Source organism: Micromonospora sp. NPDC048040, from assembly GCF_055587185.1.
The window spans coordinates 1-25,841 of the sequence record NZ_JBVJGT010000077.1 but is presented as its reverse complement, the minus strand read 5'-3'; the positions used below and the strand labels follow the sequence as shown (position 1 = coordinate 25,841).

The 25,841-nt window shown below is 69.0% G+C and carries 23 protein-coding genes and 1 pseudogene; 11 read left to right on the top strand and 13 right to left on the bottom strand.

All coding sequences use genetic code 11. From position 1 onward, the window contains the following. Window positions 1-151: 151 nt before the first annotated feature. The 3 genes and pseudogenes from ACZ6O2_RS33920 to ACZ6O2_RS33910 form a co-directional block, all read left to right on the top strand. A pseudogene (locus ACZ6O2_RS33920) lies at window positions 152-648 on the top strand (transposase); the annotation flags it as partial. A 709-nt stretch (window positions 649-1,357) separates the two neighbouring features. Then, entirely contained in the window at window positions 1,358-2,227 is an 870-nt protein-coding gene (locus ACZ6O2_RS33915) for a DUF5994 family protein (RefSeq protein ID WP_466025840.1), read from the top strand. Between the two features lie 400 nt (window positions 2,228-2,627). Beyond that, a complete protein-coding gene (locus ACZ6O2_RS33910; protein WP_089006341.1) occupies window positions 2,628-2,816 on the top strand; it encodes a hypothetical protein in 189 nt (62 codons plus the stop codon). 249 nt (window positions 2,817-3,065) lie between these two features. Here ACZ6O2_RS33910 and ACZ6O2_RS33905 read toward each other — a convergent pair whose 3' ends face one another. Beyond that, window positions 3,066-3,314 (bottom strand): hypothetical protein, encoded by a 249-nt coding sequence (locus tag ACZ6O2_RS33905; RefSeq protein ID WP_466025839.1) that lies wholly within the window; start codon window positions 3,312-3,314, stop codon window positions 3,066-3,068. A 329-nt stretch (window positions 3,315-3,643) separates the two neighbouring features. Further along, the gene (locus ACZ6O2_RS33900) at window positions 3,644-4,864 is read right to left on the bottom strand and encodes a hypothetical protein (RefSeq protein ID WP_466025838.1); all 1,221 of its coding nucleotides are present in this window, start codon (window positions 4,862-4,864) and stop codon (window positions 3,644-3,646) included. Between the two features lie 187 nt (window positions 4,865-5,051). Here ACZ6O2_RS33900 and ACZ6O2_RS33895 point away from each other — a divergent pair, with 187 nt between their 5' ends. Next, window positions 5,052-5,348 carry a hypothetical protein gene (locus ACZ6O2_RS33895; protein WP_466025837.1) on the top strand — a complete coding sequence of 99 codons (297 nt, stop codon included), beginning with the start codon at window positions 5,052-5,054 and terminating at the stop codon, window positions 5,346-5,348. 329 nt (window positions 5,349-5,677) lie between these two features. Continuing rightward, window positions 5,678-7,204, top strand: a complete 1,527-nt coding sequence (locus ACZ6O2_RS33890) for a recombinase family protein (protein ID WP_466025836.1) — start codon at window positions 5,678-5,680, stop codon at window positions 7,202-7,204. Window positions 7,205-7,481: 277 nt separating this feature from the next. On the opposite strand, the gene ACZ6O2_RS33885 is transcribed toward ACZ6O2_RS33890, so the two are convergent. After that, complete coding sequence (locus ACZ6O2_RS33885; RefSeq protein WP_350711898.1) at window positions 7,482-7,706, bottom strand: hypothetical protein; 225 nt, start codon at window positions 7,704-7,706, stop codon at window positions 7,482-7,484. A gap of 201 nt (window positions 7,707-7,907) precedes the next feature. Beyond that, window positions 7,908-8,708, bottom strand: coding sequence for a tyrosine-type recombinase/integrase (locus tag ACZ6O2_RS33880; protein ID WP_466025835.1), 801 nt, complete (start codon window positions 8,706-8,708; stop codon window positions 7,908-7,910). A 247-nt stretch (window positions 8,709-8,955) separates the two neighbouring features. On the opposite strand from ACZ6O2_RS33880, the gene ACZ6O2_RS33875 reads away from it, so the two are divergent. After that, window positions 8,956-9,315 (top strand): hypothetical protein, encoded by a 360-nt coding sequence (locus ACZ6O2_RS33875; RefSeq protein WP_350711900.1) that lies wholly within the window; start codon window positions 8,956-8,958, stop codon window positions 9,313-9,315. Window positions 9,316-9,667: 352 nt separating this feature from the next. Here ACZ6O2_RS33875 and ACZ6O2_RS33870 read toward each other — a convergent pair whose 3' ends face one another. From ACZ6O2_RS33870 to ACZ6O2_RS33850, 5 genes are all read right to left on the bottom strand, one after another. After that, window positions 9,668-10,762 (bottom strand): three-Cys-motif partner protein TcmP, encoded by a 1,095-nt coding sequence (locus ACZ6O2_RS33870; protein WP_466025834.1) that lies wholly within the window; start codon window positions 10,760-10,762, stop codon window positions 9,668-9,670. A gap of 158 nt (window positions 10,763-10,920) precedes the next feature. Further along, window positions 10,921-11,670 carry a DUF5131 family protein gene (locus ACZ6O2_RS33865; RefSeq protein ID WP_350711902.1) on the bottom strand — a complete coding sequence of 250 codons (750 nt, stop codon included), beginning with the start codon at window positions 11,668-11,670 and terminating at the stop codon, window positions 10,921-10,923. Between the two features lie 91 nt (window positions 11,671-11,761). Continuing rightward, window positions 11,762-12,103, bottom strand: a complete 342-nt coding sequence (locus ACZ6O2_RS33860) for a hypothetical protein (RefSeq protein ID WP_350711903.1) — start codon at window positions 12,101-12,103, stop codon at window positions 11,762-11,764. Then, window positions 12,100-12,375, bottom strand: coding sequence for a hypothetical protein (locus ACZ6O2_RS33855; protein WP_466025833.1), 276 nt, complete (start codon window positions 12,373-12,375; stop codon window positions 12,100-12,102). The genes ACZ6O2_RS33860 and ACZ6O2_RS33855 overlap by 4 nt, the downstream gene beginning before the upstream one ends. A 32-nt stretch (window positions 12,376-12,407) precedes the next feature. Continuing rightward, window positions 12,408-12,764 carry a hypothetical protein gene (locus ACZ6O2_RS33850; RefSeq protein WP_350711905.1) on the bottom strand — a complete coding sequence of 119 codons (357 nt, stop codon included), beginning with the start codon at window positions 12,762-12,764 and terminating at the stop codon, window positions 12,408-12,410. Window positions 12,765-12,862: 98 nt separating this feature from the next. On the opposite strand from ACZ6O2_RS33850, the gene ACZ6O2_RS33845 reads away from it, so the two are divergent. Beyond that, window positions 12,863-13,057 carry a hypothetical protein gene (locus tag ACZ6O2_RS33845; protein ID WP_466025832.1) on the top strand — a complete coding sequence of 65 codons (195 nt, stop codon included), beginning with the start codon at window positions 12,863-12,865 and terminating at the stop codon, window positions 13,055-13,057. A gap of 121 nt (window positions 13,058-13,178) precedes the next feature. Here ACZ6O2_RS33845 and ACZ6O2_RS33840 read toward each other — a convergent pair whose 3' ends face one another. Continuing rightward, entirely contained in the window at window positions 13,179-13,625 is a 447-nt protein-coding gene (locus ACZ6O2_RS33840; RefSeq protein WP_350711906.1) for a DUF6896 domain-containing protein, read from the bottom strand. A gap of 126 nt (window positions 13,626-13,751) precedes the next feature. On the opposite strand from ACZ6O2_RS33840, the gene ACZ6O2_RS33835 reads away from it, so the two are divergent. Next, window positions 13,752-14,141: a hypothetical protein gene (locus ACZ6O2_RS33835; RefSeq protein WP_350711907.1), complete on the top strand. Its 390-nt coding sequence runs from the start codon at window positions 13,752-13,754 to the stop codon at window positions 14,139-14,141. 12 nt (window positions 14,142-14,153) lie between these two features. Continuing rightward, window positions 14,154-14,954, top strand: coding sequence for a HEAT repeat domain-containing protein (locus ACZ6O2_RS33830; RefSeq protein WP_466025831.1), 801 nt, complete (start codon window positions 14,154-14,156; stop codon window positions 14,952-14,954). Window positions 14,955-15,796: 842 nt separating this feature from the next. On the opposite strand, the gene ACZ6O2_RS33825 is transcribed toward ACZ6O2_RS33830, so the two are convergent. Together ACZ6O2_RS33825 and ACZ6O2_RS33820 are read right to left on the bottom strand one after the other, a co-directional pair. Beyond that, a complete protein-coding gene (locus ACZ6O2_RS33825) occupies window positions 15,797-19,606 on the bottom strand; it encodes a S8 family serine peptidase (protein ID WP_466025830.1) in 3,810 nt (1,269 codons plus the stop codon). A gap of 287 nt (window positions 19,607-19,893) precedes the next feature. Then, window positions 19,894-22,875, bottom strand: coding sequence for a helix-turn-helix transcriptional regulator (locus ACZ6O2_RS33820; protein ID WP_466025829.1), 2,982 nt, complete (start codon window positions 22,873-22,875; stop codon window positions 19,894-19,896). A 216-nt stretch (window positions 22,876-23,091) separates the two neighbouring features. Here ACZ6O2_RS33820 and ACZ6O2_RS33815 point away from each other — a divergent pair, with 216 nt between their 5' ends. After that, window positions 23,092-23,967 (top strand): IS5 family transposase, encoded by an 876-nt coding sequence (locus ACZ6O2_RS33815; RefSeq protein WP_466025841.1) that lies wholly within the window; start codon window positions 23,092-23,094, stop codon window positions 23,965-23,967. 5 nt (window positions 23,968-23,972) lie between these two features. Here the strand turns inward: ACZ6O2_RS33815 and ACZ6O2_RS33810 are convergent, their stop codons facing one another. Continuing rightward, entirely contained in the window at window positions 23,973-24,122 is a 150-nt protein-coding gene (locus ACZ6O2_RS33810; RefSeq protein WP_466025828.1) for a transposase, read from the bottom strand. Between the two features lie 468 nt (window positions 24,123-24,590). On the opposite strand from ACZ6O2_RS33810, the gene ACZ6O2_RS33805 reads away from it, so the two are divergent. Further along, window positions 24,591-25,748 (top strand): recombinase family protein, encoded by a 1,158-nt coding sequence (locus ACZ6O2_RS33805; protein WP_466025827.1) that lies wholly within the window; start codon window positions 24,591-24,593, stop codon window positions 25,746-25,748. Window positions 25,749-25,841: the final 93 nt, after the last annotated feature.

Below are 25,841 nucleotides of genomic sequence, written 5' to 3'. Positions count from 1 at the left end.
CCACGGAGGCAACTAACGGCAGAGCGAACCCGCCGGACCGATTCAAGCCTGACACTGGAAATAACGGCTGATCGACCGATCAGGGGAGAGACGCCGGATGGCGACCGAGATCACCTCGGGGCAGGAACTGGCCGTGGGGCCGGTGGGTGCGATGACGGATGAGCAGTTGATTGCGATGCTGGTCGATCGGGCTCGTGGTGACGGGCTGAAGCTGACTGGGGAGGGTGGGCTGCTGCAGCAGCTGACCAAGCGGGTCCTCGGGCCGGCGTTGGACGGTGGGATCACTGACCACGTCGGCTACGACAAGCACGACGCTGGTCGGGGTAGCGGGAACACGCGTAACGGCAGCCGGACCAAGATCGTGCTCACCGATGTCGGGCCGGTGCAGGTTCGGGTTCCGCGGAACGCGGCGGGCACGTTCGATCCGCAGATCGTGCGGAAATGGCAACGGCGGCTGAGCGGGGTCGACGACTTGGTCCTGTCGTTGTCGGCCAAAGGGCTGACGCACGGGGGTTCGCGGCGTACCTGGCCGAGGTGTACGGCGCCGACATGTCCAAGCAGCATCACCGACAAGGTCCTCGAGGGGATGGCCGAGTAGCAGAATCGGTCCTCGACCCCGTCTATCCAGTCGTCTTCATCGATGCCCTGGCCGGCGCCTTCGTAGCCTGAGTCGGCCAGGGTCGGCAGCCGCAGTTCGGAGGCCGCCAGTTGAGGCGGCCAGCGGCTGAGACGACCCCACATCACCACCGACACCCCGCTAACCAGTACCGGCACGATCACCGCACCCCGGACCACGCCTGGCCGACTCGCTCACCTCGGTGTTCGGGTCCTGGCGAACCTGGCCACCTCGCGCGGCTGCACGTCGTCGGGCGGGCACCGACCACGGACCGTTCGGGGTGAGCCTCGGCCCCTATTGCGGCGTCACCGATCTAACCAGCCCGGACAGGCGTAGGCTGGGGCCATCCCGGAATCGACGACATCCACTCCTGAGGTGCCCGCCACGCCGGCTCCCCCCGAGGGATGCCATGTTTCGTACCCGAAGCACCCGATCCGCAGTGGCCCGACCGACCGACCTCCCGCCGTCGGAGCATGAGGGAACACTCCCCCTCCCACCGGGCCGGGTGCCGTTGACCCGCGCCGGCGCGGCCCAGATCGGCGTCGCACCACGTCGCGCCGCTCGCGATCGTCGCCATGGTGGTCCACACCGCCCGCGACACGCAGCTGCAGCGCCGCCACTGAGCGGGGCGACCGACGACCCGGCCGTACGGGTCAGCGAACCGGCACCCCACCCGGCGGATGGCGCGGCTCCGCGCAAGACCGAACCGCTACGCCGCGGTCACGGCGATAAGGATCCAACGTGACGCCATCGACCAACGCCCTCGCTCCCCCTTCGCCTCCGTCGACGCCGCGCCTGCGGATCGAACCGACCCGGGCCGCGCGCACGCTGCTCGACGGCGGCTGGTGGCCCCGCTCGACTGATCCGCTCGCGGAGCTGCCCGGCCTCGTCCTCGCCATCGACCTGCTGCACGGGCCGATCGTCCGGCTGCTTCTCAACACCGAGACCTGGGACGGCAACCCACGCCGCCTGACCATCGGCGGCAGGGTGCTGCGGTTGGGCTACTTCACCAGTCAGCCCGCCAGCCTGCTGACCGCCATCTGCCTCAACGAGGCTCGGGTCGACCTGCTGGTCGTCCCGCCGGATACCCCGGTCGACCTGCTGGTCGTCCCGCCGGATACCCCGGTCGACCTGGCCGAGGCGGCGATGGCGCGCGCCGCCGCCGCCGGCAACATTGTCCATACTCCGCAGCTGCTCACCGTCGCCGCGCACGATGTCCGAGGCGACGGTCGACAGCAGGGGCTGGCACACCTGGGAGGGGGTGGCGGCCGTCTCCGCACCGCCCCCGGCGACTTTGCCGCGGTCGCTTCCCGCATAGCCGACGCTGGACCCGCCGGACATTCTGCGCCAACCGAACCGGCGCCCGCGCCGACAGCACCTCCGCCGAGGCAGCGAAGGACCGGCAATCTTCCCACCATCGCCACCGAGGAGCAGATCATGACAATCGCCCGGCACACGATCGTCTCCGCGCTGCGTCGGCGCGGTCAGCACACCAGGGCCGACTGGGTCGAGCGGGAGCTGCCGGAGCAGGTCGACACCACCCGGCACGCCGGGCTGCTCGCGACCCTGCGTCTCGACCCCGCCGAACTCGGCGAGTCGACAGCTCGGTGAGAGTGGCCCTGCTGGGACCGCTGGCCTGGCGGACGCCCCGCGCCACTACGGCCCACGGGAACACGTGACCGGCCTCCGGGCCGAGGGACTCGTCGCGCGGAACGATCGCCGCCCAGCCCGACCGGCTCCCACCGGCACGACCCGGCCTGTCACGACCTCAGCACACAGGAAGGCAACACACGGATGTCCTTGTTCGCCGCAGCGTTTACCCGGGTCCACGCCCGGCGCGCCAACCCGCACCGTTCGTCGCCATAGCTACCCTCGTTGCGACATCCAGCGCACCCCTGGAGCAGCGCCCCGCCCCGTCGACCGGTTCCTGACGAGCCGACGTCATCCCGGTCGCCGGAACTGAACTGCCTTCATGCCGAATCGAGCAGCAGGACCTACGGAGACAACCCCCATGCGCTACCTCAGCGACGTCAACCTGCGCGCCGTACTCAACGTCCTCATCGGCCGGGCCGGTGGCACTCTGGAGATCAGCAACGAAGAACTGTACGACGCGATGCTGCCCGACCACAGCCACGGCGAACGCGTGCTCATCGAGGAAACAGAGACCGGCCTCCGACTGTCCATCGTTGCTCGCCCGTAGGCCGGGCCGCGAAACGTCAAAGCCGCCAGGTCCCCGGACCGCGCGTCGCTGAATCCTCGGCGAGCATCGATCTCCAGTTCGCCGCCATACTGACCGCAGAACCTGCGGATTTCCCGCGACCGGTGAGCCCGCCTGGCGGCTCTCCGTGAGAGTACACGGACAACGCTGTGCGCGCGAACGAGAATACGAAATTCACCTGGCCACGGAATCCAAGTCCAGTGTCAATTCGACGTCGACGCGGCCTCGACATCAGACGGTTTCTTTTTGCAGCCACTCCTCGTCTGGGACGACCTCTCCGGACACCTCCGCGACGCCTATCACATCACCCGCACCGAACCCGAGGAGATCACCGAACCCCTCGTCGACGCCCACCACGACCTGTGCGAACGCCTCGACCTCGACGCGGAGAAGATCGGCCATCGACTTACCCGCCTCATCGAACTCTGCCACCACAACACCATCGACATCGACACCTATACCGACCTCCTCGGCGAACACGCCAGGACGATCACCCGCCCCAGCCACCGGTAGCGGCGCTCGCGCACCGGACGCCCCACAGCTGCAGCCCGAGCGGAGCTGTCGACGCCACCGATGATCTTCTCGATCGATCGGAGGTACGCCGCTGAAGCCTGATGCAACAGCGGGTGAACACCCGCGACGGCGCATCCGCCGCTGGTCGGCAAACACGATTTCGTCGCCGCCACGTGTGGCCAAACGGTGCGGCTCTCGGCCGCGGGCGTTGTGGCAGCACGCTCTTCGGAGTGCGGTAGCGGTCCGTCACGCACTGCGGCCGGCGGGTGTTCGTCCCGTTCTCCTACTTCCGGCCGCTATTCGGCTACTCGTGCCATGGGGTTCGGTCGTCCCTTGTCGTCGAGGATTCCGGGGAACTGAAGCTCACCTGAGGCGTACGCGAGGCAACGCTCGGTCAGCTCCGCCGCCATGCCGGTGTGTTCGGCGAGGAAGCGGATCCACTCCGGTAGCACCGCGACGAGCGCAGCGGCGAAGTCATCGTTGTAGAAATCCCGCAGGTGCAGCACGGTCGCCGCTACCTTGTGCGGCGAGCAGAACGGATACAGCGCGGCTTGATCGTGCGGGGACCAGGATTCGGCCATCTCCGCGGCGAGTTCGTCAGCGCCGGCCGAGCCCGCGTCCGGCCGATCGCCTGCCGTGCCGTCGTGGTAGCCGAGCTCCCGCAGCCGCTGAGCGAACTGCGCCTCCGCTTCGGCAGCCGTGAGCCGTACGGAAGTCCGGCCGCGCACCCGGCGGACCGCCTCCCGCACGGTCCTGCCGAGCCGCCGACTGCGCAGGAACTCGGCGTACTGTTCCTCGTTCTCCCCGCCAATCCGCAATCTTTCGACCTCGCCGCTCAGCAGGCTGCCGAGCGTTTCCACGTCGTCCACCGGTATCAGATCCGCACCGGCCGCCGCCTGCCCGACCGATTCACCCCAAGCCGCCAATGCGGACTCGGCCGAGGGGTAGAAGCCGCTGTGCACGGCGACCACCTCGTAGCCGCACGCATCCACGTCCCACAGGTACCACCGATCCGGGCCGTCCGACGACGTGAACGGTGCGACCACCGCCCGACGACTGCCGTAGACATCGTGCGTCCACAACACCGGGCCCGCCACGGTACGCCCGCGCGCGACCTGTTTCGCCGCGCCGGCACTCAGGTGCCTGGCGACCAGATCGCGGGCGGACTCGCTCAGCGGGACCGGCAACACACCGGCAACAACCGTCAGCAGCCGTTGGAGAACAGCGACGTCCGCGCCAGCCTCGGCTGCTTCGTGCAGCCGCTCGTCGATCACTGCCAGCAGGGCGTGGGTGAAGTCCTCCGGGCTGACCATGTCCTCCAGTGCGTTGCCCTCGAACTGCGTCATCGCCGCGCCGTAGCGGGCGCAGAAATCGTCCTCGAGCTCGTCGTCGGACCGGCCTGGGGCGACCGTGATCAGGCCGTCGATCACCGCCCGGGCTGCGTCCCGGGCCAGCGCGGTGCGATGCTCGGCGAGCTTCCGGCGATAGTCGAAAAGCCCACCGAAGGCATCGGCCAAGGGCGCTCTGCTCGACGTCGAGACCGTCGACTGACGCGGGGACCTGCGGCCGGACCCGGACTTCTTCTTCCGCTTACGAGACACGGGCACCGCCGCATCGTACTCACGGCGAGGCGACCCACCGAACTGACGGCATGCCCTGTACAGCCAACCCGTCACCCCGAGCGCAGCCGCGTCAGACGACGCCGTGACGCACAGCGGCCACCGCCTGAGCGCCAAGAGGTTCGCCTACTCCATCGAAATGGTCGGGGCGATGGCCGTCGGCATGGCGGTCCTGCACATGGTGTGGCTGTTCGTCCTCGACGCCACAGGGCTGATGCACAACCCGCACACCGGCGTGCCGATCTTGGCGACGAACCTTGACTGCGCCGCTACGGCCGGCTCACCTCGACAAGTTGCAGAAGAGCCGGCTCACGGCAAACTGAGCCGTAGCTCGGCAGGCGCACGCCGGCGCGGTCAGACACCGGAATGGTCACGGCGGTGAGGACGAACCGGCGGTCGACCAGGACCCGCCCGGGCAAACGCCGTCACCTGGGTTCCCTCGATCATCGGAACGGGGCACCAGCAGCCGGGCGGTGACCGCCCCGGCCGCGTCGACCACGATGTCCACCTTGGTGAAGTCCAGCCACCGGCCGGTGAGCGGGAGCCGCGAGCTTGCCTGAACGGGGACCGCACAGCTGCAGTCCAGCCGGGCCCGCCCCCTGCACGGTTGAGCCAACAGATGGTGCGAGTGGCCGAGTCCCACGAACCGATATATCGTTAGCCATCTATATAGAGACAGATGGTTGCAACTCCATGTGCGGGAGGGCTCTGATGCAGTACACGCCGGAACTCGACGGCACCGACCTGCTTGGCTGGTGGATACGGCAGCCGAACCAGCGAGGCCGCCAGCGGGAGCGGCGCGCGACAGCAGCAAATCCATCCGGCATCCGGTTCGCGTTCTACGGGCGGATGTCGACCGTCGACTTTCAGGATCGGGCGTCGTCGTGTCGGTGGCAGCGCAACTATGCCGAGGACCTGGTCGCCGGTCATGGTCGGATAGTGGTCGAGTTCTTCGACGAGGGCATCTCTCGCCGGGTGGCTTGGCCGGACCGCCCGCAGGCAGCACGACTGCTCGCCGCAGTGGTGGACCCGGGACGCGGGTTCGACGCGATCGTCGTGGGCGAGTACGAACGCGCCTTCCACGGCCAGCAACTCGAACAGCTGACCCCCACCCTCCTCAGACACGGCGTGCAGCTGTGGCTTCCGGAGACCTATGGCCCGGTGGACTTCGACAACTCGCGACAGCTGGCGTTGCTGGACCTGCTGGGCGTGCACTCCCAGCGGGAGGTGTCCCGGGCCCGGCACCGCACTACCGCGGCCATGCGCGCCCAAGCCGAACTCCAAGGCCGGCACCTCGGCGGCCGGCCACCCTACGGCTACCGGTTGGTCGACGCCGGCCCTCATCCGAACCGCGCCCACGCCGCCTGGGGACGCCGTCTGCACCGCCTGGAACCCGACCCGGCCACCGCACCCTGGGTGAGGTGGATCTTCGAGCAGCGGCTCGCTGGCTGCAGCGTGGCCAGTATCGCCCGCAGGCTCAACGACAACGGTGTGCCGTGCCCGTCCGGCGCCGACCCGGCACGCAACCGGCACCGCAGCGGCCAACGCTGGATGCTGACCACCGTCGCGGCGATCCTGGCCAACCCCCGATACACCGGCCGACAGGTGTGGAACCGGCAACGCACCGACCACGACGACATCGAGCCCGACGGCACCATCACCCGACACCACGAGGTCCAGCGCTGGAACGCCGCCCCGCACTGGGTCATCTCCCGCCAGATCGCTCACCCGCCGCTGGTGAGCGAGGAGCAGTTCGTCGCGGCCCACGCCATTCACACCGCGCCCACCCCCGCTGACGGCGCTCCCCGCCACTATCTCCTGGCCGGCCTCGTATGCTGCGCCATCTGCGGGCGCACCATGGACTCCCACTGGGTCCACGGCCGTCCCGGCTACCGATGCCGCCACGGCCACACCAGCAGCCGCACCACGGCCTCTCCCCGAACGAAGACCCTCTACATCCGGGAAGACCACCTCCTCGACCGCATCCGACACGACCGCCGGCTGCACCGCCACCACCCCGCGCTGCGCAGCCCCGACCCGGACAAGGTCGCCACCCACCTCCGCACCAACAACATGATCATCGTGGGCGACCACCACACCTGGACCATCGAAGCCGAGACCGCGACCTACACGCTCAACCCTGCGGGAGGCATCCTCGCTACCACAGCAAAAATCCCCGCCCAACGGGACGGGGATCACGCAAAACACGAGAAACTATCGCGCTTCGTGTGGAAATAACGTGTCCGAGGGATTCGGCCACCCGTGCGTAGCACCCGCTATACAAACGGGTGCTCATGCGATAAGCCTAGCACTTCACGATGCGTAACACTACAGGCGTGAGCTGCCACGTGACGCAATTTAAGCAAACAATTCGATCTGCCTGCGCCGATGACAGCGCACTCATCAATCCGGACACGGAGAAGGGCGCCTCCGACAGGCCGAGTCCGCACGGAGTTCGCGCCGCGAGGCACCAGCGACGGCGCAGACGCGAAATCTCAAGAGGGCGGTGGAGTTGTCAACTCGTCGGGTACGCGCCCTTAAGAACAGCCAGAAGGTTACGCAGATAAGGCTCTGGGCCAAGCTCGTCGATCAATCTCGCGTTCGCCGCAACCCATTCTTCCTCGGAGATTATCGGATCGCGCGCGACAGCCAGGTCAGGATCGATATTCACGGCATAGAACGGGTTGCCGATCATGGCAGCAACGTCACCGGGAGTCCAATCGCCGCCTGCGCCGTCCATCCACAACTCCCGTCACTCAGTCCAGGGCTTCAACCATCCTCGATAGTTTCACACCTCCCCAGCCTCCTGGCGGAACCAGGCCCAGTCGGATCGGTGTCGCTCATCCCCAGGCTCCCGCCCTGGCCTGTCGCTTCGTGCGGCGGAATCCAGGGCTCCTCCCCCACCGGCCACACGAAGCGACAGGATCTCATCCGATATCGATCAGTGGCGAGTGGCTGTGGGCCAGGCGGCCCGGGTTTCTTCCATCGTGGCGAGTGGGTGTGGTTGGCCGGTCATCGCCGACAGCGCATCCGCGACGGCGTGCAGATCAGCCTTGATATAGGTGGTGGTCGAGGATCCGGGGCTGTCGGTGTGCCCGGCGTAGGCGCGGGCCACACCGTAGCCGAAGTGGCGCTCCACCCAGGTGAGGGTGGTGTGCCGCAGCCAGTGGGTGGAGATGCCCTGAGCGGCCACCCACGGCAGGCGCTCCCCGATGCGTTTCCACAGGTGGTCGTAGCGGCGGCTACTGATCGGCAGGCCGTTGCGGTAGCGCAACAAGCGGTCGGTGGGCTGAACGGCACCGCGGACGCGGGCATGTTCGTACAGGTGCTCGGCGAGGTCGAGGCTGACCGGCTGCCACCGCACAGTGCCCTTCTCGGCCAGCCGCACAAGCCCGCTGGGACGATCCAGGTCAACAAGCCGCAGGGCGAGGCCACCGCCACGCCGGCAGGCGCTCTCCGTGTGTAGGCGCAGCAGGAGTGCGTCGAGGATGACATCGTTGCCGCTGGTCCGCGCCACCATGTTGATCTTTTCCAGTTCGTGCGGCGTCAGAGCGCGGCGGGTGCTGGGGAGGCGGCGGGGTTTGGCGACGCGGTGGGCGGGACTGGCCGACGCGTCGATGAGGCCGTCAGCGACCGCCCGGGAGAAGAAAGCGCGGGCGGCGGCGATGACGTGCTCGCCGGCGTGCCGGCCGTTGCGGCTGTTACGCCGCGACCGGGCTGTGGCGACCATCTGCTGTTTCATCGCCTCGATGTCGCTCGCTGCGACGCAGTTCAGAGGCCAATCACCCCACGCAGCGGCCATCCGCTCCCAGTACGTGCCGTACGTCCGTCTCGCACCCGGGCCCGCCGCCGCGATCACGCGCGGCAGATACTCCGCGACCGTCGGCACTGGTACCAACACGCCGGCGTTGGACTGGAGGTCGGCCAGGGTGACACCGAGATGCGCGAGGACCTGCCGGGCGGCGGCAACGGCGGCAGAATCAGCAGACATGGTCGCCTCCCGCTACCTCGATGTGCAGGTCGGCGAGCAGCCGAGTGACGGCGCCGATCGGGTGCACAACAACCAGGTCATGGGCGACGAGCGCGGCGAGCAGGACCGGCTCGCCATGCCCAATCCGGCACATACGTCGGCTGGAAGCCGGCAGGGGCAGCGCACCTCGGCTGCCCACCCGGTCCCGACCATCCTTGGCCGAGGCAATAACGAGCACCCTTCGGTGCGGGTGGATGTCAAGGCGGTGGCCCGGCTGCCAACCCAACGCACGCAGAATGGGCTGCGCGGCCACCCGGCCGCAGCGGGATGGGACAGCCATCCCCAACAGAAGCTCCGCGGCATTGACAACCGCCGGTAGTTGAACTCGAGCGGGCAGTACCGGCATCGGTACGGGACGAGGACGTGAACGGGCGGGCAGGGCAGCAGGAACAAGCGGACGGACAAGCTGTTCACCGCTCGGGACAGGAGGTCGTGTCATGGCGGTGACAACAGGGCGCCCATGTCTCGGGCCTCGTCGTTCCTGACGGCCGGGAGCCACCGGTGGCCGATGGCGCGCACCGCTCCGCGTGGCACCTCTGCGCCCAATGATCGGGCGCTCTCTCGAGGAAGTACACCTCCCAACGTGACGAGATCCGCACCGGGTCGGAGGATCGGCCCGGTCTGCCTTGCTCGGTGGGCAGTTACCCGGGGGCCGAGGAAGTTCGGTACACCTAACGAAGGGGCGCATGCACTAGCGAAACGAAGGATGCCCTCCGCAGCGGGCCGCCGTCCTCGATCTTCACGCTGCCGGCGTCGATGAGCGGCTTCAGTGCCTTGATGACGTGTTCAGGTCGGTACACCGTCTCAAACAGAGCGAACTGGCGCAGGTCCTCTACGCGGACCGGTTCGCTGTCACGCAGCCTCTGCTGCAGCAACCGGGTCAGTGGCCCGAGAAGCGGTTCGTCCATGGCGAACAGGGTCTCTGCTTGTTCGTCGCGGGGATCGCGGAAGCCGACGCCCTGGACCCGGTCGACCTCCCAGAGGCTGTCTTTCATCTTCTGCACGCCGAGGTGATGCCCGGTGCCGAAGACGAGGTACAGGGGTTGGCCATTCCGGGGGACCAGTTCGAAGTCCAGCAGGTACGGGAAGCCCGCCGCCTGCAGAGCCTGCCGGTAGCAGGTGAGGATGTGCCGGCTCTTCGCCGCTGGTGGCAGGTTGACGACATCGCGCCACCGCGGGTCGCCGCCGAACACGTCGTCACCCGCCTCGCCCAAGTTGCTGACGAACCGGACGAAGTGCTGCGGGAGCAGCGTGACGATGACCTCGGTGGATACGTTCGCGGCGAGGCGCTTCAGCAGCCTGAAGGGCACAGGTGCATTGCCCCAGGAGTCCAAGTTTGCGAATATCGGCTGGCCCCAGGCGTCCATGCGGTCGAGCGCTGCTTCGAGATCGTCGGCGCAGGTGCCTTTGCCCATCGTGACGGGCATCGCGAACTCGGACCGCGGCCGGTCGGGAAACGCTTCTTGGAGAGTTTTCCGGAGCATGTTGACGCAGCGCTGGTCGTCGTCGATGAAGACGAATCGGGCGATGCCCTTGGTCGCGGGGACCTTGTCGACGAGCGCGCGGATCGCGATGACGGGTGACCCGGGTTCTCCGCCGCTGTAAATGCCGGGCCCGGCGAAGCCCTCGGCGTAGGTGACAGAGGGGTAGGCGTTGGAGCCGGCGAGGAGAATGGGGAACCATCGCTCGAGGTAGCGGCGGTAGATGTCGTGCTTGGCGCCCGTGTGCTCCGCACACGGCCACGGCACCGGGCCGTCGACCGGCATGCAGCCCTCCCGATGATCACGAGGTGTTACGAAGAAGTGTCTCATTGCGACATCGGGAGGGAAAGCCTCTGCGGCGGCGCCAGCTGGCCGCACGTGCGCCTGAGGATGCGCTTGTCCCCGCGGCGGTCTGACCTGCCGGGCGTAGACCGGGAGGAGTCTCAGGGCGCAGTCGAGCTGAGGGGCATGTCGTCCCATGTTCGGCCGTTCAGCTCGCGACCGCCAGCCTTTGGCGTGCGCCCGCCCCACTGCTTGAAGAAGAACGGCACTCCGGCGCGGGTGCACTGATCGCGCAGGTCCACAACCCAGGTCGGATGTAGCGGCCGGGCGTTGGTGCCGCTCTCGCCGCCGGCGATAACCCAGCCGATCCCGTCGAGATTCAGGTCCGACAACGGACCAAGCAGTGGTTCGCATGACAGGAACCGCAGCGCTGCGGGCACGTCCCGCAAATCATCGATCCGATCCACCGCGTCGGCATCCTCCACCGAGACGCCCACCCACAGATTCGACGGCCAGGTCAGCGAGGGTGCCAGCCGGCGTAGACGGCGGGCCCGCTTGGTCAACACCTGATAGGTGTGCTGTGGAGTCGCCGCAATGGCCTCGAAGACCTGGCGGACGAACTCCACCGGCACCTGGGCGTGAAACAGGTCGCTCATTGAGTTGACGAACACGAGCCGGGGGCGCCTCCAGGTCAATGGCAAGCTGAGGCTGTCCGGGTGGAGCGTCAACCCGAACCCCGGTCCACTCGTCCGCGGATCCCCGTCTCGCTGGTACCGTGGCTGCCCCATCGCCTTGAGCCGCTTGGCAAGCGTCAATGCGTAGCAGTTGTCGCATCCACGGCTGACGCGGTCACAGCCCGTCGTAGGGTTCCACGTCGCCTCTGTCCATTCGATGGCGCTGCGGTCACCCATAGCTGATCCTCACTTCGCGAGAGTATTCATTCGAACGAGAGTTCGACAGAGCGGACGTCGTCGAATCTGCTCATCGCGGTGGTTTCGTCGCCTAAGCGGCCCGGCGTACGGGTCGCAGCAGGGTGAGAGCGCGGAGGGCGTCGGCCCGGGAGATGGGCTGGTCGTCGTCGGATTGCATGGTCAGGACGATCTCGATGGCTTGACGGATCCAGGCGGTTTTGGTGACGCCGGCTTCCTTAGCAGCTGCGGCGACGGCTTCGTCAAGGTCGATGGGCATGCGTAGGGACCGGACCACCATGACTTCAGCGGCCTCAGGCAGGGAAGCGAGCAGCTCGGCCTCCCGTTCAGGGGTGGGCGGCGGCTCGAAGGTGAGGTTGTTCATCAGCGCGGCCACCTCTTCAGGGGTGGACGGCAGGTGCTGGTTGTCGCTCATCGCGTCTGCTCCCATCGGGTGAACTCGGCCAGCTCGGCGTCGGCCATGTCACGCGCGCCGATGATTTTCCAGGTAAAGCCGTGGACGTGGTGCACGGCCACGATCAGCGGCCGGCCGTCGTGGGTACGGGCCCAGACGGTCAACACTTGGAAGCCTGCGGCATCGGCGGCAGCACGCGGCCACCGCTGCTTGGCCTCCAAAGCTTGGCGTACCTCATAGGGCTGCACGCCAGCGAGCGCCTGCAGGGCCCACTCTTCCCACTCGTACGGCACTCCATTAGTGTAATACACGCGTATTTCGGCAGCTAGTGGTAGGGCAGATGCGGGGCGAGCGGGCAGCGCGGACCGGCCTGGGTCGCCCCGCCCTGGCCGTTTAGCGGGTGAGGTTGGCGAAGTCGTCGGGGTCGAAGCCGCAGCCTGCGCCGCTGCACGGTCGGCTCGCCGCCGGGGGCCGGGCAGCGGCGCTCGTCGTGCGGCGCGACGGCGGCGTAGAGCGCCATCGTGATCACATCGGTTGAGGCGAGCAGGAGACGCCGGCGGATCAGCTCACCGCCGGTCAGCTCGCACGCCGGGCCAGCCTGCGCGCGGAGGTGCTCGCCCAAGATCTTGGTCGTGACCTCCACCAAGTCGTAGGGGCGGGGGCTGCCGGTGAGGCGCTGCACGGCGGCGAAGATCGCGTCGGGGATGTGGTGGCCGATCTCGGCCGGGTACTGGGGCAGGCGGCGGCGCGTAGGGCGACGGCCGACCGAACGTGCCAGCGGTGAACGGGCAGCTCGGCTGGTGGACCTACCTGGGCCCCGACCGCCACCTGCCACCGGCACCGCTGCCCGAGATCGCGGCCCAGGCACGCCGGCTCCCGAACGGCGCCCTACTCGTCGAACTCCTCGACGACCCCGCCACCGTCGACCCGCTCCGCTACCAGGACATCCATACCCGCCGGCTCCAGTCGGCATGAGCCCAGCGAAGCAAAACCCCTTGCAACACTGGCGGCCCAGCTCACGCACGGCGGAAGATCCGGGTACCTGAAGATGCGCTGCTTCAAGGCGGACAGCGGTGGGTTGCTGCGTGTGGGTGACTCATGCCGGGCCGCCTGGAGCGCCAGGCAACGCGAACCAACGGCCTTCAACCACCTCGCGTAGGGGGCCCTCGCCGGCGAAATGGGTGCAGGCCGCCACGATGTCCTCATGGCTGTAGCCGTCATCGGCGGCGTCGTTGAGGAACCAACGGATTCGCCAGGCGTCGAATGCTTCAACCTCGCGCCCGAGCAGGGGATCGGTGACCAGGTCGACGTCGACCTCCCTGCCGTCGGAGCTGATTAACCGGCACCCCGCGCCGTGGACGGTGTACTCGATCCCGCTACGGGTGACACCTTCCCGGGGCAACTCTCCGCGCGAGCGGACCGCAGCCAGAAGATCCGCGATGTCCGCGACGGGAAACAAGTCGGTGAGCAGTCGACCACGCAACTCGCGCAGGGCGGAGGCGAAGCGCAGAATAGCGTCAACCGACGAAACATCCCGAGCCATGCGCCCAGTATGAGGATCCTGCATCCGCATATCGGCGCGACTCCGCGCCTGGCCGGCGACGGACAAGCGGATTGATCTTGCAGGTTCGGTGCACTGTTCCACCATCGGGTGTGGCAGGGTGGCCGCGTGATCGACAGCCGTGGGGCCTTGGAAGCCGTGGTCCGGCACGCCGTGGAGCTTGAGGACGATTACGACGCCATCGCACCGACTCTCAGACAGTTGGAGGCTTGCGGGGACATCACGTTGGTGTCCCACCTGACCGAGGCACTCGACCGGTTCCTTGACGAAGGGAACTTCTACGGCCGCGACCTGATCGCCGGCGTCTTGGCCGGCATCCAGGGTGTGGCGGCGCTTCCGGCGCTGCTGCGCGCCTCGGCCCGCGACCTCGGGGACGACCAGGACAGCTTGCAGGCCGAAATCATCCACCTGCTGCACGGGGACCGGCCAGCCGCCCGGCGCGCGGTGCTCGAGTTGGTCACCGGTAACGCGCTCGAGTTGCGCCGCGAAGGGCGGTAGGCACTCGGGTTCGTGGCCGAAGCGCAGGACGTCGAACTGCTGGCAGCTGCGGCGACCGACGCCGATCCGAAGATCAGATCCGTGGCAATCGCCTCGATTCCTGACTCAGCCGCCGACGACCGGGCCTTCAAAGTTCTCATCAAGGCACTGCGCGACCTGGACGACCAGGTACGAGTATCGGCGATCAGCCAACTTGGCTACAGCGGCAGGGCTGACGCGGTGATGCCGCTGGTTGCCCTCGCCGCCGACCTGGCGCCCCGGGTACGATCCATGACCGCGTACGCACTCGAGCAACTCGGCAACCGCGAGGCGACCCCGGCCCTGCTGCGGCTACTCAACGACCCCGACTCGCACGTCCGCGAGAACGCCCGCAACGCCCTCGGCGCAGTCGGCGGACCGACCGCAGTCGACGCCCTGCTCACGCTCGCTGCCGACGAAGACCCGGAACTGCGGATCGACGCCGCCCACGCGCTCGCGAAGGCGGTCGACTCCGATCCCCGCGTGGCACCGCAGCTCATGGCGCTGGCGCGAGACGACCAGGCAGTGGTACGCGCGGCCACCATCCGTGGACTCGCCAGCGCCGGTGGCAGCCCAACGCACTGGCAGAAACTCCTGGTTGAGCTCGCAACCGACCCGGCCCCCGACGTCCGTCAGCGGGTCGCGGTTGCGGCGCGACATCTCGCGCCTGACGCTGCCCCGGACATCCTCCACCGGTATGCCAGCGACCCCGACCCCGTGGTGCGCCGGCTCGCCGGCACCGAACTGGGCCGACTGACCGCACCACCCACTGATCCGCCAACCAGCAATCGGTGACACCACGGCGCGGCACCTGATAGACAAGCCGAAAGTACGCCGAATCATCGGCAAAGCCGCGAGCGGCTGGCTATGTGCCGGAGGCCATGTACGCGCCCAGGAGGGCTGTGCGAGGGTGCGTCGCTCGGCCGTGAACATCGAGGGTCGCTGCCTCGGAGACTGGGGTGGTTTGCGTGAGCACATCCAGCGTCTACGCGGCAGGCACTATCGCCGAGTCCGCGGGGTGAGCTGTTCTGCTCACAGCTCCGGCGGGAGGATGCTGTTGTTGGACCCCGCCCTTGAGAACCACTGCGAGATCATCGCCAGGGGGATTGAGTCCGGCGGGCCGCATCGGCGGTCCCGATCTGGGTGGATCTCATGATCGGCAGCATGCTTGCGCGCGTCACCGACACCGGAGGTCGCGCTCGCGTGGCATCCGCGAGTTGACCCCCTGAGGCCTGGCAAGTGGCTGATTTTTGACGCCCACCCGAATGCCCCGTTGGTTTTCGGCTGGGCCGGACCCGCCGGGTTCAAGAGGTGGTCGGCCGTCCCGCTCGTGGATGGCCGAAGGGCAGACCCGGCAGCTGGAACGACCAGTGTCCGGGACCGATTTGACGTCGACGTCGGGAAGCCCAGAACTCGCCGGCCACACATGGTGACTCGGCGAGCTCCGGGCTTGCTCGCTGCGCTCACTGCATCCCCCGCTTCACCCCTCTGCGCGGTCACTGGCGACGGGCGGTGTGGGGCCTCGGCGGCGCAACGCATCGTTCTCGTCATGGGCTCTCTGCTGAGAGTGGATCCGCCCACGACAATGCTGCAGCACGGTCGTCCACGCGACCGCCCCCTCCGTGATCGCCTGACGCTCAGTGAACCTCGTAGGCCCGGATCAGGGTCTGGGTGACCGCGCTGCCGTGACCGTCGCGGGCGCTGACCCGCAGCGACACGTAGCCGGAACCGACGGCGGGCACCGTCACCGTGTATGACCCGTCGGATTTGCGCTTCGTCTCGGCCGACGACCAGGTGCCGCCGTCGTCGCCGGACGCCCAGACCTTCAGCTCCTCGAGGCTCGAGACCTCGCCGGAAGCGGTGAGGATGGACAGGTCGAAGGTCCTCGTGCCACGGGCGGACATCCGGTTCTGGTCGTCCAGCTCGAGCTCGTAGCGCGGCCACAGCATGGCGAGCTGCTCACTGTCGGCCGTGGGACGCGCCGACTGGAAGGTCCACTCGGTGCTGGTCCTGGTCGACAGCGGCATCCAGTCGGGGCGCTGGGTCTCGAGGGTGAGCCGGTAGGTGGCGTTGTCGGCTCCGACGGCGATCACGTTGCGGCACGCCGGGCAGGGGATCTCGCGGACCAGCTCGCCCTCGCGGAACAGCCGGGCCGTCGCATGATCGGTGGTATTGCCCGACCAGCCGTAGTGGCCGCCGCTGTCGACCCACTCGGGAAGGCCGAAGATGAGCGCGTCACGCTCGCGCACGGCGCCGCCTCCCTGGGGTCCGCCGGCCGTGATGGCCGCCCCCAGCCAGGTCTCGTCTCGGGTGCTGCCGGGCGCGTAGCCGGTGATCGCGCCCATGATCTGTCGCGAGATGTCTGCGTCATCGGCGTGGACTGTGTGCCACCAGCGCATCTGGTCGCTGGTCGGCCACTTGTTGCCCGTGGAGTACCACTCGGTCCGGGAAGAGGGTGCGTCGAAGTAGTCGATGAGGTTGAAGAGTGACGCTTCCCCCGGCCGAACCGCAGCGTTGGAGTCGCCGATGTAGGTACCGGCCGGGCCTCGGTAGTCCGCGTGGGTGGTCGCGGAGTTGGCGGAGGTCACGGCGTCGGTGGGATCGGCAGGGATGGTGTCGGGGACCATCAGCGCCACGTTGTAGACCTGCGGGTCTTTGCCGATGCCGCGGAGGCTGACGTTGGTGCGCCCGTGGTGGATGCGGGCGAGCAGCTGCTGACCCGCGTCCTGGGTGAGCGACCACGCGGGGATCTTGGTGCGCAGCACCCGCGGGACGATCGTGGAGAACGGGCCGGGACGGTCGTTGACCAGGACCGCCGCTTCGGCGCCGGTTGTGGCGATGGCGGCCAGCTGGTCCATCGTGCGCACACTCGGGTCGCGGGTGATCACGGCCAGCTTGCCGCTCAGGTCGCGGCCCTCCAGCTCGGCGGGACGGGCCAGACCGGCGTCGACGGCCTGGAGCGTCTTGTTCCCGTAGAGCGACAGGGCGTAGGTGACCGGCCGCAGCGGGATCGCGCCTGTGCCGTCGGCGTACGCAGCCTTGATCGTCGGCGAGGAGGAGCGCTCCTGGTAGTCGAACTCGAAGTCGCTCACGCTCGTCGGCTCGGTGGGGACGACGTAGACGCCGTCGAGGTTGCTGCCGAGGGTCTTGAGTGCGTCCAGCCCACCCAGCCCGGGGATCTGCTGGCGGTAGCCGAGCTTGCTGATGGTGACCACCGACTCCTCGGGGGTCGAGATCTGCACCTTCTTGGCGTCCCGCGCGTCGACCGTGACCGACTTCGGCCCTTCGAGGACGAGCTCGGGGTTGCCGCCGAGGGTGAAGTCGGTGAGGACGCCCGACGCCGGGTCGGTGGTCCGGATGTAGGCCATCACCGAGTAGCGGCCGAGGGGAAGCTGCACCGTGGTGGGCGTGGTGCTGCTGAAGAACTGACGCAGCTTGCGGTTGTCGAGGTCGAAGGCCACCCACTCGGTGGGTCCCAGCTTTCCGTGACGGTCGATGCCGGTCAGGGTCACGTCGACCATCGGGATGTCCTTGGTCGCACCGACCGTGGTATGGAAGGCCGTGCCGTCGCTGGAGGTCGCGGTGATGATCGCGGTGTAGTCACCGATCGTGCCGAGCCGCGGGTCGTAGGTGAAGTCCACACTGCCGCGGCCGTGCGCCGGCACGGTGAGGTTCGTGGCGCCGAGGGTGAACATCCCCTCCGGTGGCGCCGACTCACCGAACGCCACCATGTTGAGGGCCACTGTGACCTCGGCGTCGGTCGGGTTGACGTACTCCAGAGGGCGGGTGACGGGCTGGCCGTCGCGCTCGTGGCGACCCAGGCTCACCACGGCCGGGTCGGCGTAGACGGTCGCGTCGAGCGCCTTCGGGACGTCGACGCGTCCGCCACCTTGCTGGTAGGCCGTGAAGATGCCCGACTTGGCGGTGCCGACGAGGACCTGCTTGAGCCTGTCCGGGGTCCACTCGGGGTGCTTCTGGGCCAGGAGGGCGGCCGCGCCGGCGACGTGCGGCGAGGCCATCGAGGTGCCGCTCGCCGAGGTGTAGGTGGCGTCGACGGGCGAGCCCATCGTGGTGCCGGCGGCTCGTGCGGCGACGATCGCCGTGCCGGGCCCGGTGATCTCAGGCTTGACCGCGAAGTCGTTGAGGCGCGGGCCGCGACTGGAGGTGGGCGCCAGCGCCTCCTGCTTGGTCACGTTGCCCACGGTGAGCGCGGCGTCGGCGGCACCCGGGGAGCCGACGGTTGACTTGCCGGGCCCGGAGTTGCCGGCGGCGATCACGAAGAGGGCGCCGCTGGACTCGGTGAGCCGGTTGACGGCCTGGCTGATGGGGTCGGTCCCATCGCTGGGCGACGAGCTGCCCAGGCTCATGTTGATCACGTCGGCGTCGACCGTGTTGGCCGCCCACTCCATGCCCGCGATGACGCTCGACTCCGAGCCGCTGCCGGCGCCATCGAGCACCTTGCCGATGTAGAGGTCGGCCTTGGGCGCCACGCCCTTGTATTTCCCGCCGGAGGCGGCACCGGAGCCGGCGATCGTCGAGGCGACGTGGGTGCCGTGGCCGTGGTGGTCGACCGCGTCCGCGTCCGTGGTGAAGTTGCGGGACTCCTTGACGACTCCGGTCAGGTCGGGGTGGGTGGGGTCGACGCCGCTGTCGAGGACCGCGACCTTGACGCCCGCACCGTCGAAACCGGCCGCCCACGCGGTCGGCGCCCCGATCTGCTTGACGCTCTGGTCGAGGGAGGCGTGCATCGGCCCGTCGAGCCAGATCTTCTCGATACCGCCGGCGAGTCGGGGCTGGGGCGCCTTGGCGCGGTCGTCGTCCAGGGCCTCCCAGAATGTCGAGGCCTTGTCCTTGCTTTCGCGCAGGGCGACGGCGTCGACACTGGGCAGCTTGCGGGCCTTCACCGATCCCTGCGGGGCCGGACGGTCCAGGGCCCGGGCCACGTTCTCGGAATAGGTGACGATGAGAGGAATCGTGGCCCGACCCTGGTCGTCGTACCCGTCGTCGACGAGCTGGGAGATGTTGAACAGCTCCAGGTCGAGCGAGTCCTGGGCGAGGTAGGGCTGCGCGCTGTCGGGGATGAGGTAGAGGTCGTCCCCGGAGCGAAGGGTGGTGTACGACTCCTGGGTGTCGCGGGTGCCGTCGGGCGCCACGCTCGCGGTCTGGAGACCGTCGGCGTGCTCGGTCAGGAGCACCTTCTCACCGGTGATCAGGGTGACCTGGTGGGTGTCGACGACGCGGTTGGCCCGCCCGTCGGTGCCGTTCTGCCCGGCGGCGCTGGCCGCGCCCGCGACGCTGAGGCTCCCCAGGCTCCCCAGGCTCCCGGTCAGGGCAAGCGCCAGGACGAGGGACGCTCCGGCGAACGCAGGGCGGGAGCTGAAGGAGCGACGGGGTACGCCGGAGGCGGGGGCCGGCCTCCTGCTCCCGAATGGACGGGGGTGGCTCATGCGGGTGACCTTTCGTTGGGAGGTTCGTGCGGTCGTGCCGTGGGGTCAGATGGGTTCGTACTCCCCGGAGGTGTCGGCCCCGTCCGCCGCGGTCGGCGCCGACGACGGCGCAGCCGTGGGAGGGGTTTCGGACTCGGGAGGGTGCTGGTGCGGTTCCACCCTCGGAGTCTCACCGCACTCGGGAGGGTGCTGGTTCGGTTCCACCCTCGGAGTCTCACCGCGCTCGGCCGTTCCCGCGACTGGGCAGATGACCCAACTTTTGGTCGAGGACAGCGCGTCGGCCGCGATCAGGCCTGGGTCGAAGGGGCCTGGTTTGACGGGGCCTGGTTTGACGGGGCCTGGGGCGACGGGGGCATGGGGTGGGGGGCCTCGATCGCGCCACTCTCCACGGCCTGCACGGCGAGGGCGGTGCGCGAGGACACCTTCATCTTGCGCATCGCCGAACCCAGGTGCCGGGCGACGGTCTTGGGCGACAGCACCAGCACGTCGCCGATCTCCCGGTTGGTCCGCCCCTCGACCAGCAGCCGGACGACGTCGAGCTCGCGCGGCGAGAGCCGGTCGCCGTACGAGCGACGGCCCCCCTTCCAGGCCGGCCGCTTCACCGGGGCGCCGTGCGCTCTCAGCTCGCCCCTCACCCGCTCGGCGGTGGCGCGCGCCCCGAGCTCGGACAGGGCGGCGAAGACCTCGGTGAGCAGCGCCACGCCGGACTCCGTCGCACCGGCCCGGACCAGGCAGCTCGCCTGAGCTTCCCGACTGCGCAGTGTGTCGTAGGGTCGCGGGATCGCCTGCCAGGCGGCAGCAGCCTGCTCGAAGGCCGCGGCAGCTGCCAGCGGCTCGTCCAGCGCCAGCACGAGGGCGTGGCACACCGCCAGTGCGGCGCGCGGCGCGGGCGCATGGCGCTCCTCGATCCCGCGCTCGAAGGCGTCGATCAGCTCGATGGCCTCGGCCGTGCGGCCCGCGGCGAGCAGCGCCTCGACGCGCACCTGGGCCAGGTCGGTCGCCCAGATCCAGTTGCCCTTGCCCGCGAGGAACGCGATCGGAGCCTCGGTGAGGCGCAGGACGTCCTCGACGTCCCCGGCGGCGAGACGGATCCCGGCCAAGGCGCTGGCCGGGCCGATCGAGGACTCCGCACCCCCGAGCTCGTCGGCACGACGCAGCACAGCGCGGAGCGTCTGCTCGGCCTGGTCCCGTTCGCCGCAGGCGGCCTGCAGGAGTCCGACGACCGTGGCGGGCGCCAACCGACTCACCGGCTGCAGCAGCTCCTCGTCGTCGGCCAACTCCTTGGCTCGCTCGGCCAGGCCCTCCCAGTCGCCGCTGACCCAGTCGAGTAGGGCCAGCGTGGCCCGCGCCAGGCGGTCGTCCTTGTCGAACCCGTGACGGGCGGCCAGGTCGATGACCGTCATCAGGGCCCGCCGGGCCTCGTCGTGGCGGCCCCAGATCACGGCCATCTCCCCGACGTTGAGCTTGCCCGCCGAGACGGCCATCCGCTCCGCGGTGGTGGCGGCGTCGTCACCGATCTTGGCCGCCTCGGCCCACCCGTCCTCCTCACCGAGCACCAGCAGCCCGCTCGCGAGCCCGACTACCATGCTCAACCGGTCGGCCTCGGACATCGCGTCGGTGGGGATACGGGAGGCCTGGCGCAGCCAATGCAACAGCTCCCGGGCCGGGGTGGAGGTGCCGTAGGAGAGCAGGCCGAGGTACATGGCCGCGCGGGCGGCCTTGGACGGGTTGTGGCCAAGCCCCGGCAACGCGCGCTCCATCTCGGACCGGGCGTCCTCGAAGGCCTCCATCTGGGTGAGCAGCCGGGCGATCTGGAACCGGATCTCCGCCTCCTCGGCCGGGGAAGCGGCGCCCGAGTCGACGACTCGGCGCAGCGCGGCCAGCAGCTCGGCATACCTCTCGTGCCCGCTCAGCAGGCCGACCGGGTACTTGTCGGTGAGCCGGACCACGTCGCCCGCGGCCGGCGTGCCGTGCACCAGGAGGTCGTGGAGGACGACCAGGGCCGTGGAGCCGTCGCCGGACTCGAGTGCCCGGTCGGCCGACAGCTCGGCGTAGGCACCCCACGCCTTCGCGTCGCCGCCTTCCTTGGCGTGCCGGGTCAGCTGGGCGAGCGGGGCGGGTGACGCATCGGCCAGTGCCCGCGACGCGCGCAGGTGCATGGCTCGTCGCTCGGGCATGGGGATCGCCTCGTAGATGGCGAGGCAGGCCAGCATGTGCCGGAAGGAGACCATGCCAGCGGCGTCCTCGGCGAGCAGCCCCGACGCCACGGCCTCCGCGAGCCCGGAGAGCCGGCCCGCCGGGTCGCCGGACATCACCGCCAACACCGTGGACTCGCTCGAGGTCTCCGTCAGGACGGCGGCCGCGCGCAGCGCCGCCCGGGCGGCGTCACCGAGTCCGGCCGCCCGGGCGAGGACCGCATCACGCACCGTGGGCGGCACGTCGATCTCGGTGATCCGGTGGCGTGCCCACGCGTCGCCGCGGCGGACCAGGTCACCGCGGTTCCACATCAGCCGCATTGACTCCTCCACGGCCAACGGCAGGCCGGCCGTGCGCTCCAGGAGAAAGGCGGCGAACGCGCCTGACACCGTCTCGCCGCCGAGCATCGAGGAGACCATGCGGGCGACGTCGTCAAGTGGCAGCGGCTCCAGCGCAATGCGGACGCTGCGGCCGTGAGGCAGCTGGGCCGTCGTCAGCCTCGGCAGCAGCGAGTCGCGCGGGACGTCCTCGGGCCGATAGGTGAGGAGGATGCCGGGGCGCGGGGGCGGGCCGCAGGCGAGGAGGAGCAGGAACTCCAGCGTCGCCTCGTCGGCCCAGTGCACGTCCTCCACCACGAGCAGCTCGACAGCGAGCAGGTCCAGGAGCTCGGTGACGGCGCGGAAGACGCGGTGCCGCGCCATCGCTGGGTCGTCGGCCGGCTCGGGCATCGGCGGCAGCCACTCCGCCCACTCGGGGAAGAGTGGCCGGAGGTCGCCAGCGAGGGCACTGAGCCTGTGGTCGGCCCCGGCGTCGACCGCGATCCGGAGCGCATCGACAAGCGGCCCGAGGGTGAACGGCTGGAGCAGGGCGGGGCAGGCCGTGCGCAGCACCCGGCCGGGCCGCTCCCGCTGCGCGAGCGCCTCATCGACCAGACGGGTCTTGCCGACGCCTGCCTCACCCTGAACGAACACCACTGCCGCCGGCACGTCGAGGGCGGAACTGACCTCTGCGAACTCGCGCTCACGACCAACGAGCCGGGGTACCGCGATGGACACGCGGTCAGGCTCCGTCACCGCGTCAGGCTACCCGACCGGATGGGCAGCGGGTCGGATCGATCGCGCCTCACGGCGCACCGGCGGACTGAGAGCCTGGTAAATAAGGGTTTCCGGTGTCCGGCAGGCCCGGTGGAGATCGCCAACCGTGACGGCGGCCGGCGTGGTGGCGTGACATGGTGAAGGGCCTTCGGTACGAGCAAAGGCGACTAAACCAGCACGACCGAAGGCCCAACCCTGTCTGTATACCTTGTCGCCGGTGTCGCCGCATCCGCCACCCCGGCCACTCTCGATGCTCACCTGCCCACCGCCCGGCCACGGCACTATCCGTCGGACACCTCGGATGCCGAATGGCAGGTCCTGGCTCCGCACGTGCCGGCCGGCACCGGACGCGGCCGGCCGATCACCTACCCACGCCGCGACATCGTGGACGCGATCCGCTACCTCGACCGCACCGGCTGCCAGTGGGACGCGCTGCCCGCCGACTTCCCCCACCACAAGCTCGTCTACCACTACTTCAAGACCTGGACCGCCGACGGAACGCTCAACCGCATGCACAACAGCCTTCGCGAGCAGGTCCGCGAACAGGTCGAGGGCCGCAACCGGCAGCCGACGGCCGCGCTGGTCGACTCCCAGTCGATACGCGGTGCCGACACCGTCGGCCGACCCAGCCGCGGCTACGACGCCGGGAAGAAGATCAACGGCCGGAAACGGCACATCGCCGTCGACACCCGCGGCCTGCTCCTCGCGATCCTGATCACCGGCGCAAACGTCCAAGACCGCGACGCCGCCCGCCCACTGCTGTGGGCGCTACGCGCCTGCTTCCCCACCATCCAGCTGACCTGGGCCGACAGCGGCTACGCCGGCCGGCTCGTCGGCTGGGCCGCCACCCACCTCACCCTGACCGTACAGATCGTCGCCAAGCTCGCCGGGCAGACCACCTTCGTCGTACTGCACCGCCGCTGGTGCGTGGAACGCACGTTCTCCTGGATCAACCGGTGCCGACGCACCGTCCGCGACTACGAACGGCAACCCGACCACCACGCCGCGATGGTCCAATGGGCCATGATCATCGTCATGGCCCGCCGCCTCGCCCGCCACCAAAACACCTGAAACCCTTATTTACCAGGCTCTGACGCACCTCTCCCGAGGGTTATCGGTGTCTGTCTCGGCAGGTCCCGCCACGGCGCAACCGTGCGGTACCGCCAGATGATGCCCTCCAAAGTGCTGCGGTGATCGTTCCACGGACGACCCGGTCGGCCGGCCATGGTCCTGCGGCATCACCGGCTCCAGCACGGCCCACAACTCATCACTGATCACGGCATTACGAGACCCACAAGCCACCCTGGCGCACCCGACCCTCTGGAGATAGCAGACGCGCCCCCCCCAAGCCCTTCCAGGCAACTTCGCCGAGTCGGCTGGCGCGGACTGCCTGGTGCAGAGAAGGCTGTTACGCCGCAACCGGGCCGTGGCGACAATCTCTTGTCCCATCGTCTCGACGTCACTGGCCGCGACGCGATTCAGGGGCCAATCACCCCACGCGGCGGCCATCCGCTCCCAGTACGTGCCGTACGTACGTCTCCCAACCACACAGCTGCCAACCAGGTGACCAGCCGGGCCCGCGCCGCACGGTTGAGCCAACAGATGTTGCGAGTGGCCGAGTCCCACGAACCGCAGCATCGTTAGATCTCTATATCGAGGTGGATGCCTGTAACACTGTGTGTGGGAGGATCCTGATGCAATACGCGCCGGAACTCGACGGCCCCGACCTGCTCGGCTGGTGGATACGGCAGCCGAACCATCGAGGCCACCATCGGGCGCGGCGCCCGACAACACCAACTCCACCCGGCATCCGGTTCGCCTTCTATGGTCGGATGTCGACCGTCGACTTTCAGGATCGGGCGTCGTCGTGTCGGTGGCAGCGCAACTACGCCGAGGACCTGATCGCTGGCCATGGTCGGATCGTGGTCGAGTTCTTCGACGAAGGTGTCTCCCGCAGGGTGGCCTGGCCGGACCGCCCGCAGGCAGCACGACTGCTCGCCGCAGTGGTGGACCCGGGACGCGGGTTCGACGCGATCGTCGTGGGCGAGTACGAACGCGCCTTCCACGGCCAGCAACTCGAACAGCTCACCCCTGTCCTGGTCGAGCAGGGCGTGCAGCTGTGGCTTCCGGAGACCTATGGGCCGGTGGACTTCGACAACTCGCGACAGTTGGCGCTGCTGGACCTGCTGGGCGTGCACTCCCAGCGGGAGGTGTCCCGGGCCCGGCACCGCACCACCGCGGCCATGCGCGCCCAAGCCGAACTGCAGGGTCGACACCTCGGCGGCCGACCGCCCTACGGCTACCGGCTCGTCGACGCCGGCCCTCATCCGAACCGCGCCCACGCCGCCTGGGGGCGGCGCCTGCACCGCCTGGAACCCGACCCGGCCACCGCACCCTGGGCGAGGTGGATCTTCGAGCAGCGGCTCGCCGGTCGCAGCGTGGCCAGTATCGCCCGCGCCCTGAACGACGCTGGCGTGCCGTGCCCGTCCGGCGCGGACCCGGCGCGCAACCCTCACCGCAGCGGCGAACACTGGATGCTGACCACCGTGGCCGCGATCCTGGCCAACCCCCGCTACACCGGCCGCCAGGTCTGGAACCGGCAACGCACCGACCACGACATCGTCGAACCCGACGGCACCATCACCCGACACCAGGAGGTCCAACGCTGGAACGCCGCCCCGCACTGGGTCATCTCCCGCCAGATCGCCCACCCACCGCTGGTCACCGAGGAGCAGTTCGTCGCAGCCCAGGCAATCCACACCGCACCCACCCCCGCTGATGGCGCTCCTCGCCACTACCTCCTAGTACTCCAACGTCACTTGGCTTCGGCGTTGGGCGTGGCGCAGGCATGAAGACGGCCACCGCGTTGATCATCGATGGTTTGTGAGGACAACCGAAGATCGTGCGGTGGCCGCGTGCCACAGCGTAGACCTTGATCGGTGGCG

Coding starts and splice junctions, on each gene's coding strand:
- ACZ6O2_RS33865 (WP_350711902.1), bottom strand. CDS start 11,670: ATGGGTGACCGCAGCGCCATCGAATGGACAGAGGCGACGTGGAACCCT.
- ACZ6O2_RS33870 (WP_466025834.1), bottom strand. CDS start 10,762: ATGCCGGTCGACGGCCCGGTGCCGTGGCCGTGTGCGGAGCACACGGGC.
- ACZ6O2_RS33875 (WP_350711900.1), top strand. CDS start 8,956: ATGGTCGCCTCCCGCTACCTCGATGTGCAGGTCGGCGAGCAGCCGAGT.
- ACZ6O2_RS33885 (WP_350711898.1), bottom strand. CDS start 7,706: ATGGACGGCGCAGGCGGCGATTGGACTCCCGGTGACGTTGCTGCCATG.
- ACZ6O2_RS33890 (WP_466025836.1), top strand. CDS start 5,678: ATGCAGTACACGCCGGAACTCGACGGCACCGACCTGCTTGGCTGGTGG.
- ACZ6O2_RS33825 (WP_466025830.1), bottom strand. CDS start 19,606: ATGAGCCACCCCCGTCCATTCGGGAGCAGGAGGCCGGCCCCCGCCTCC.
- ACZ6O2_RS33860 (WP_350711903.1), bottom strand. CDS start 12,103: ATGAGCGACAACCAGCACCTGCCGTCCACCCCTGAAGAGGTGGCCGCG.
- ACZ6O2_RS33810 (WP_466025828.1), bottom strand. CDS start 24,122: ATGGCCGGCCGACCGGGTCGTCCGTGGAACGATCACCGCAGCACTTTG.
- ACZ6O2_RS33880 (WP_466025835.1), bottom strand. CDS start 8,708: ATGAAACAGCAGATGGTCGCCACAGCCCGGTCGCGGCGTAACAGCCGC.
- ACZ6O2_RS33805 (WP_466025827.1), top strand. CDS start 24,591: ATGCAATACGCGCCGGAACTCGACGGCCCCGACCTGCTCGGCTGGTGG.
- ACZ6O2_RS33840 (WP_350711906.1), bottom strand. CDS start 13,625: ATGGCTCGGGATGTTTCGTCGGTTGACGCTATTCTGCGCTTCGCCTCC.
- ACZ6O2_RS33910 (WP_089006341.1), top strand. CDS start 2,628: ATGCGCTACCTCAGCGACGTCAACCTGCGCGCCGTACTCAACGTCCTC.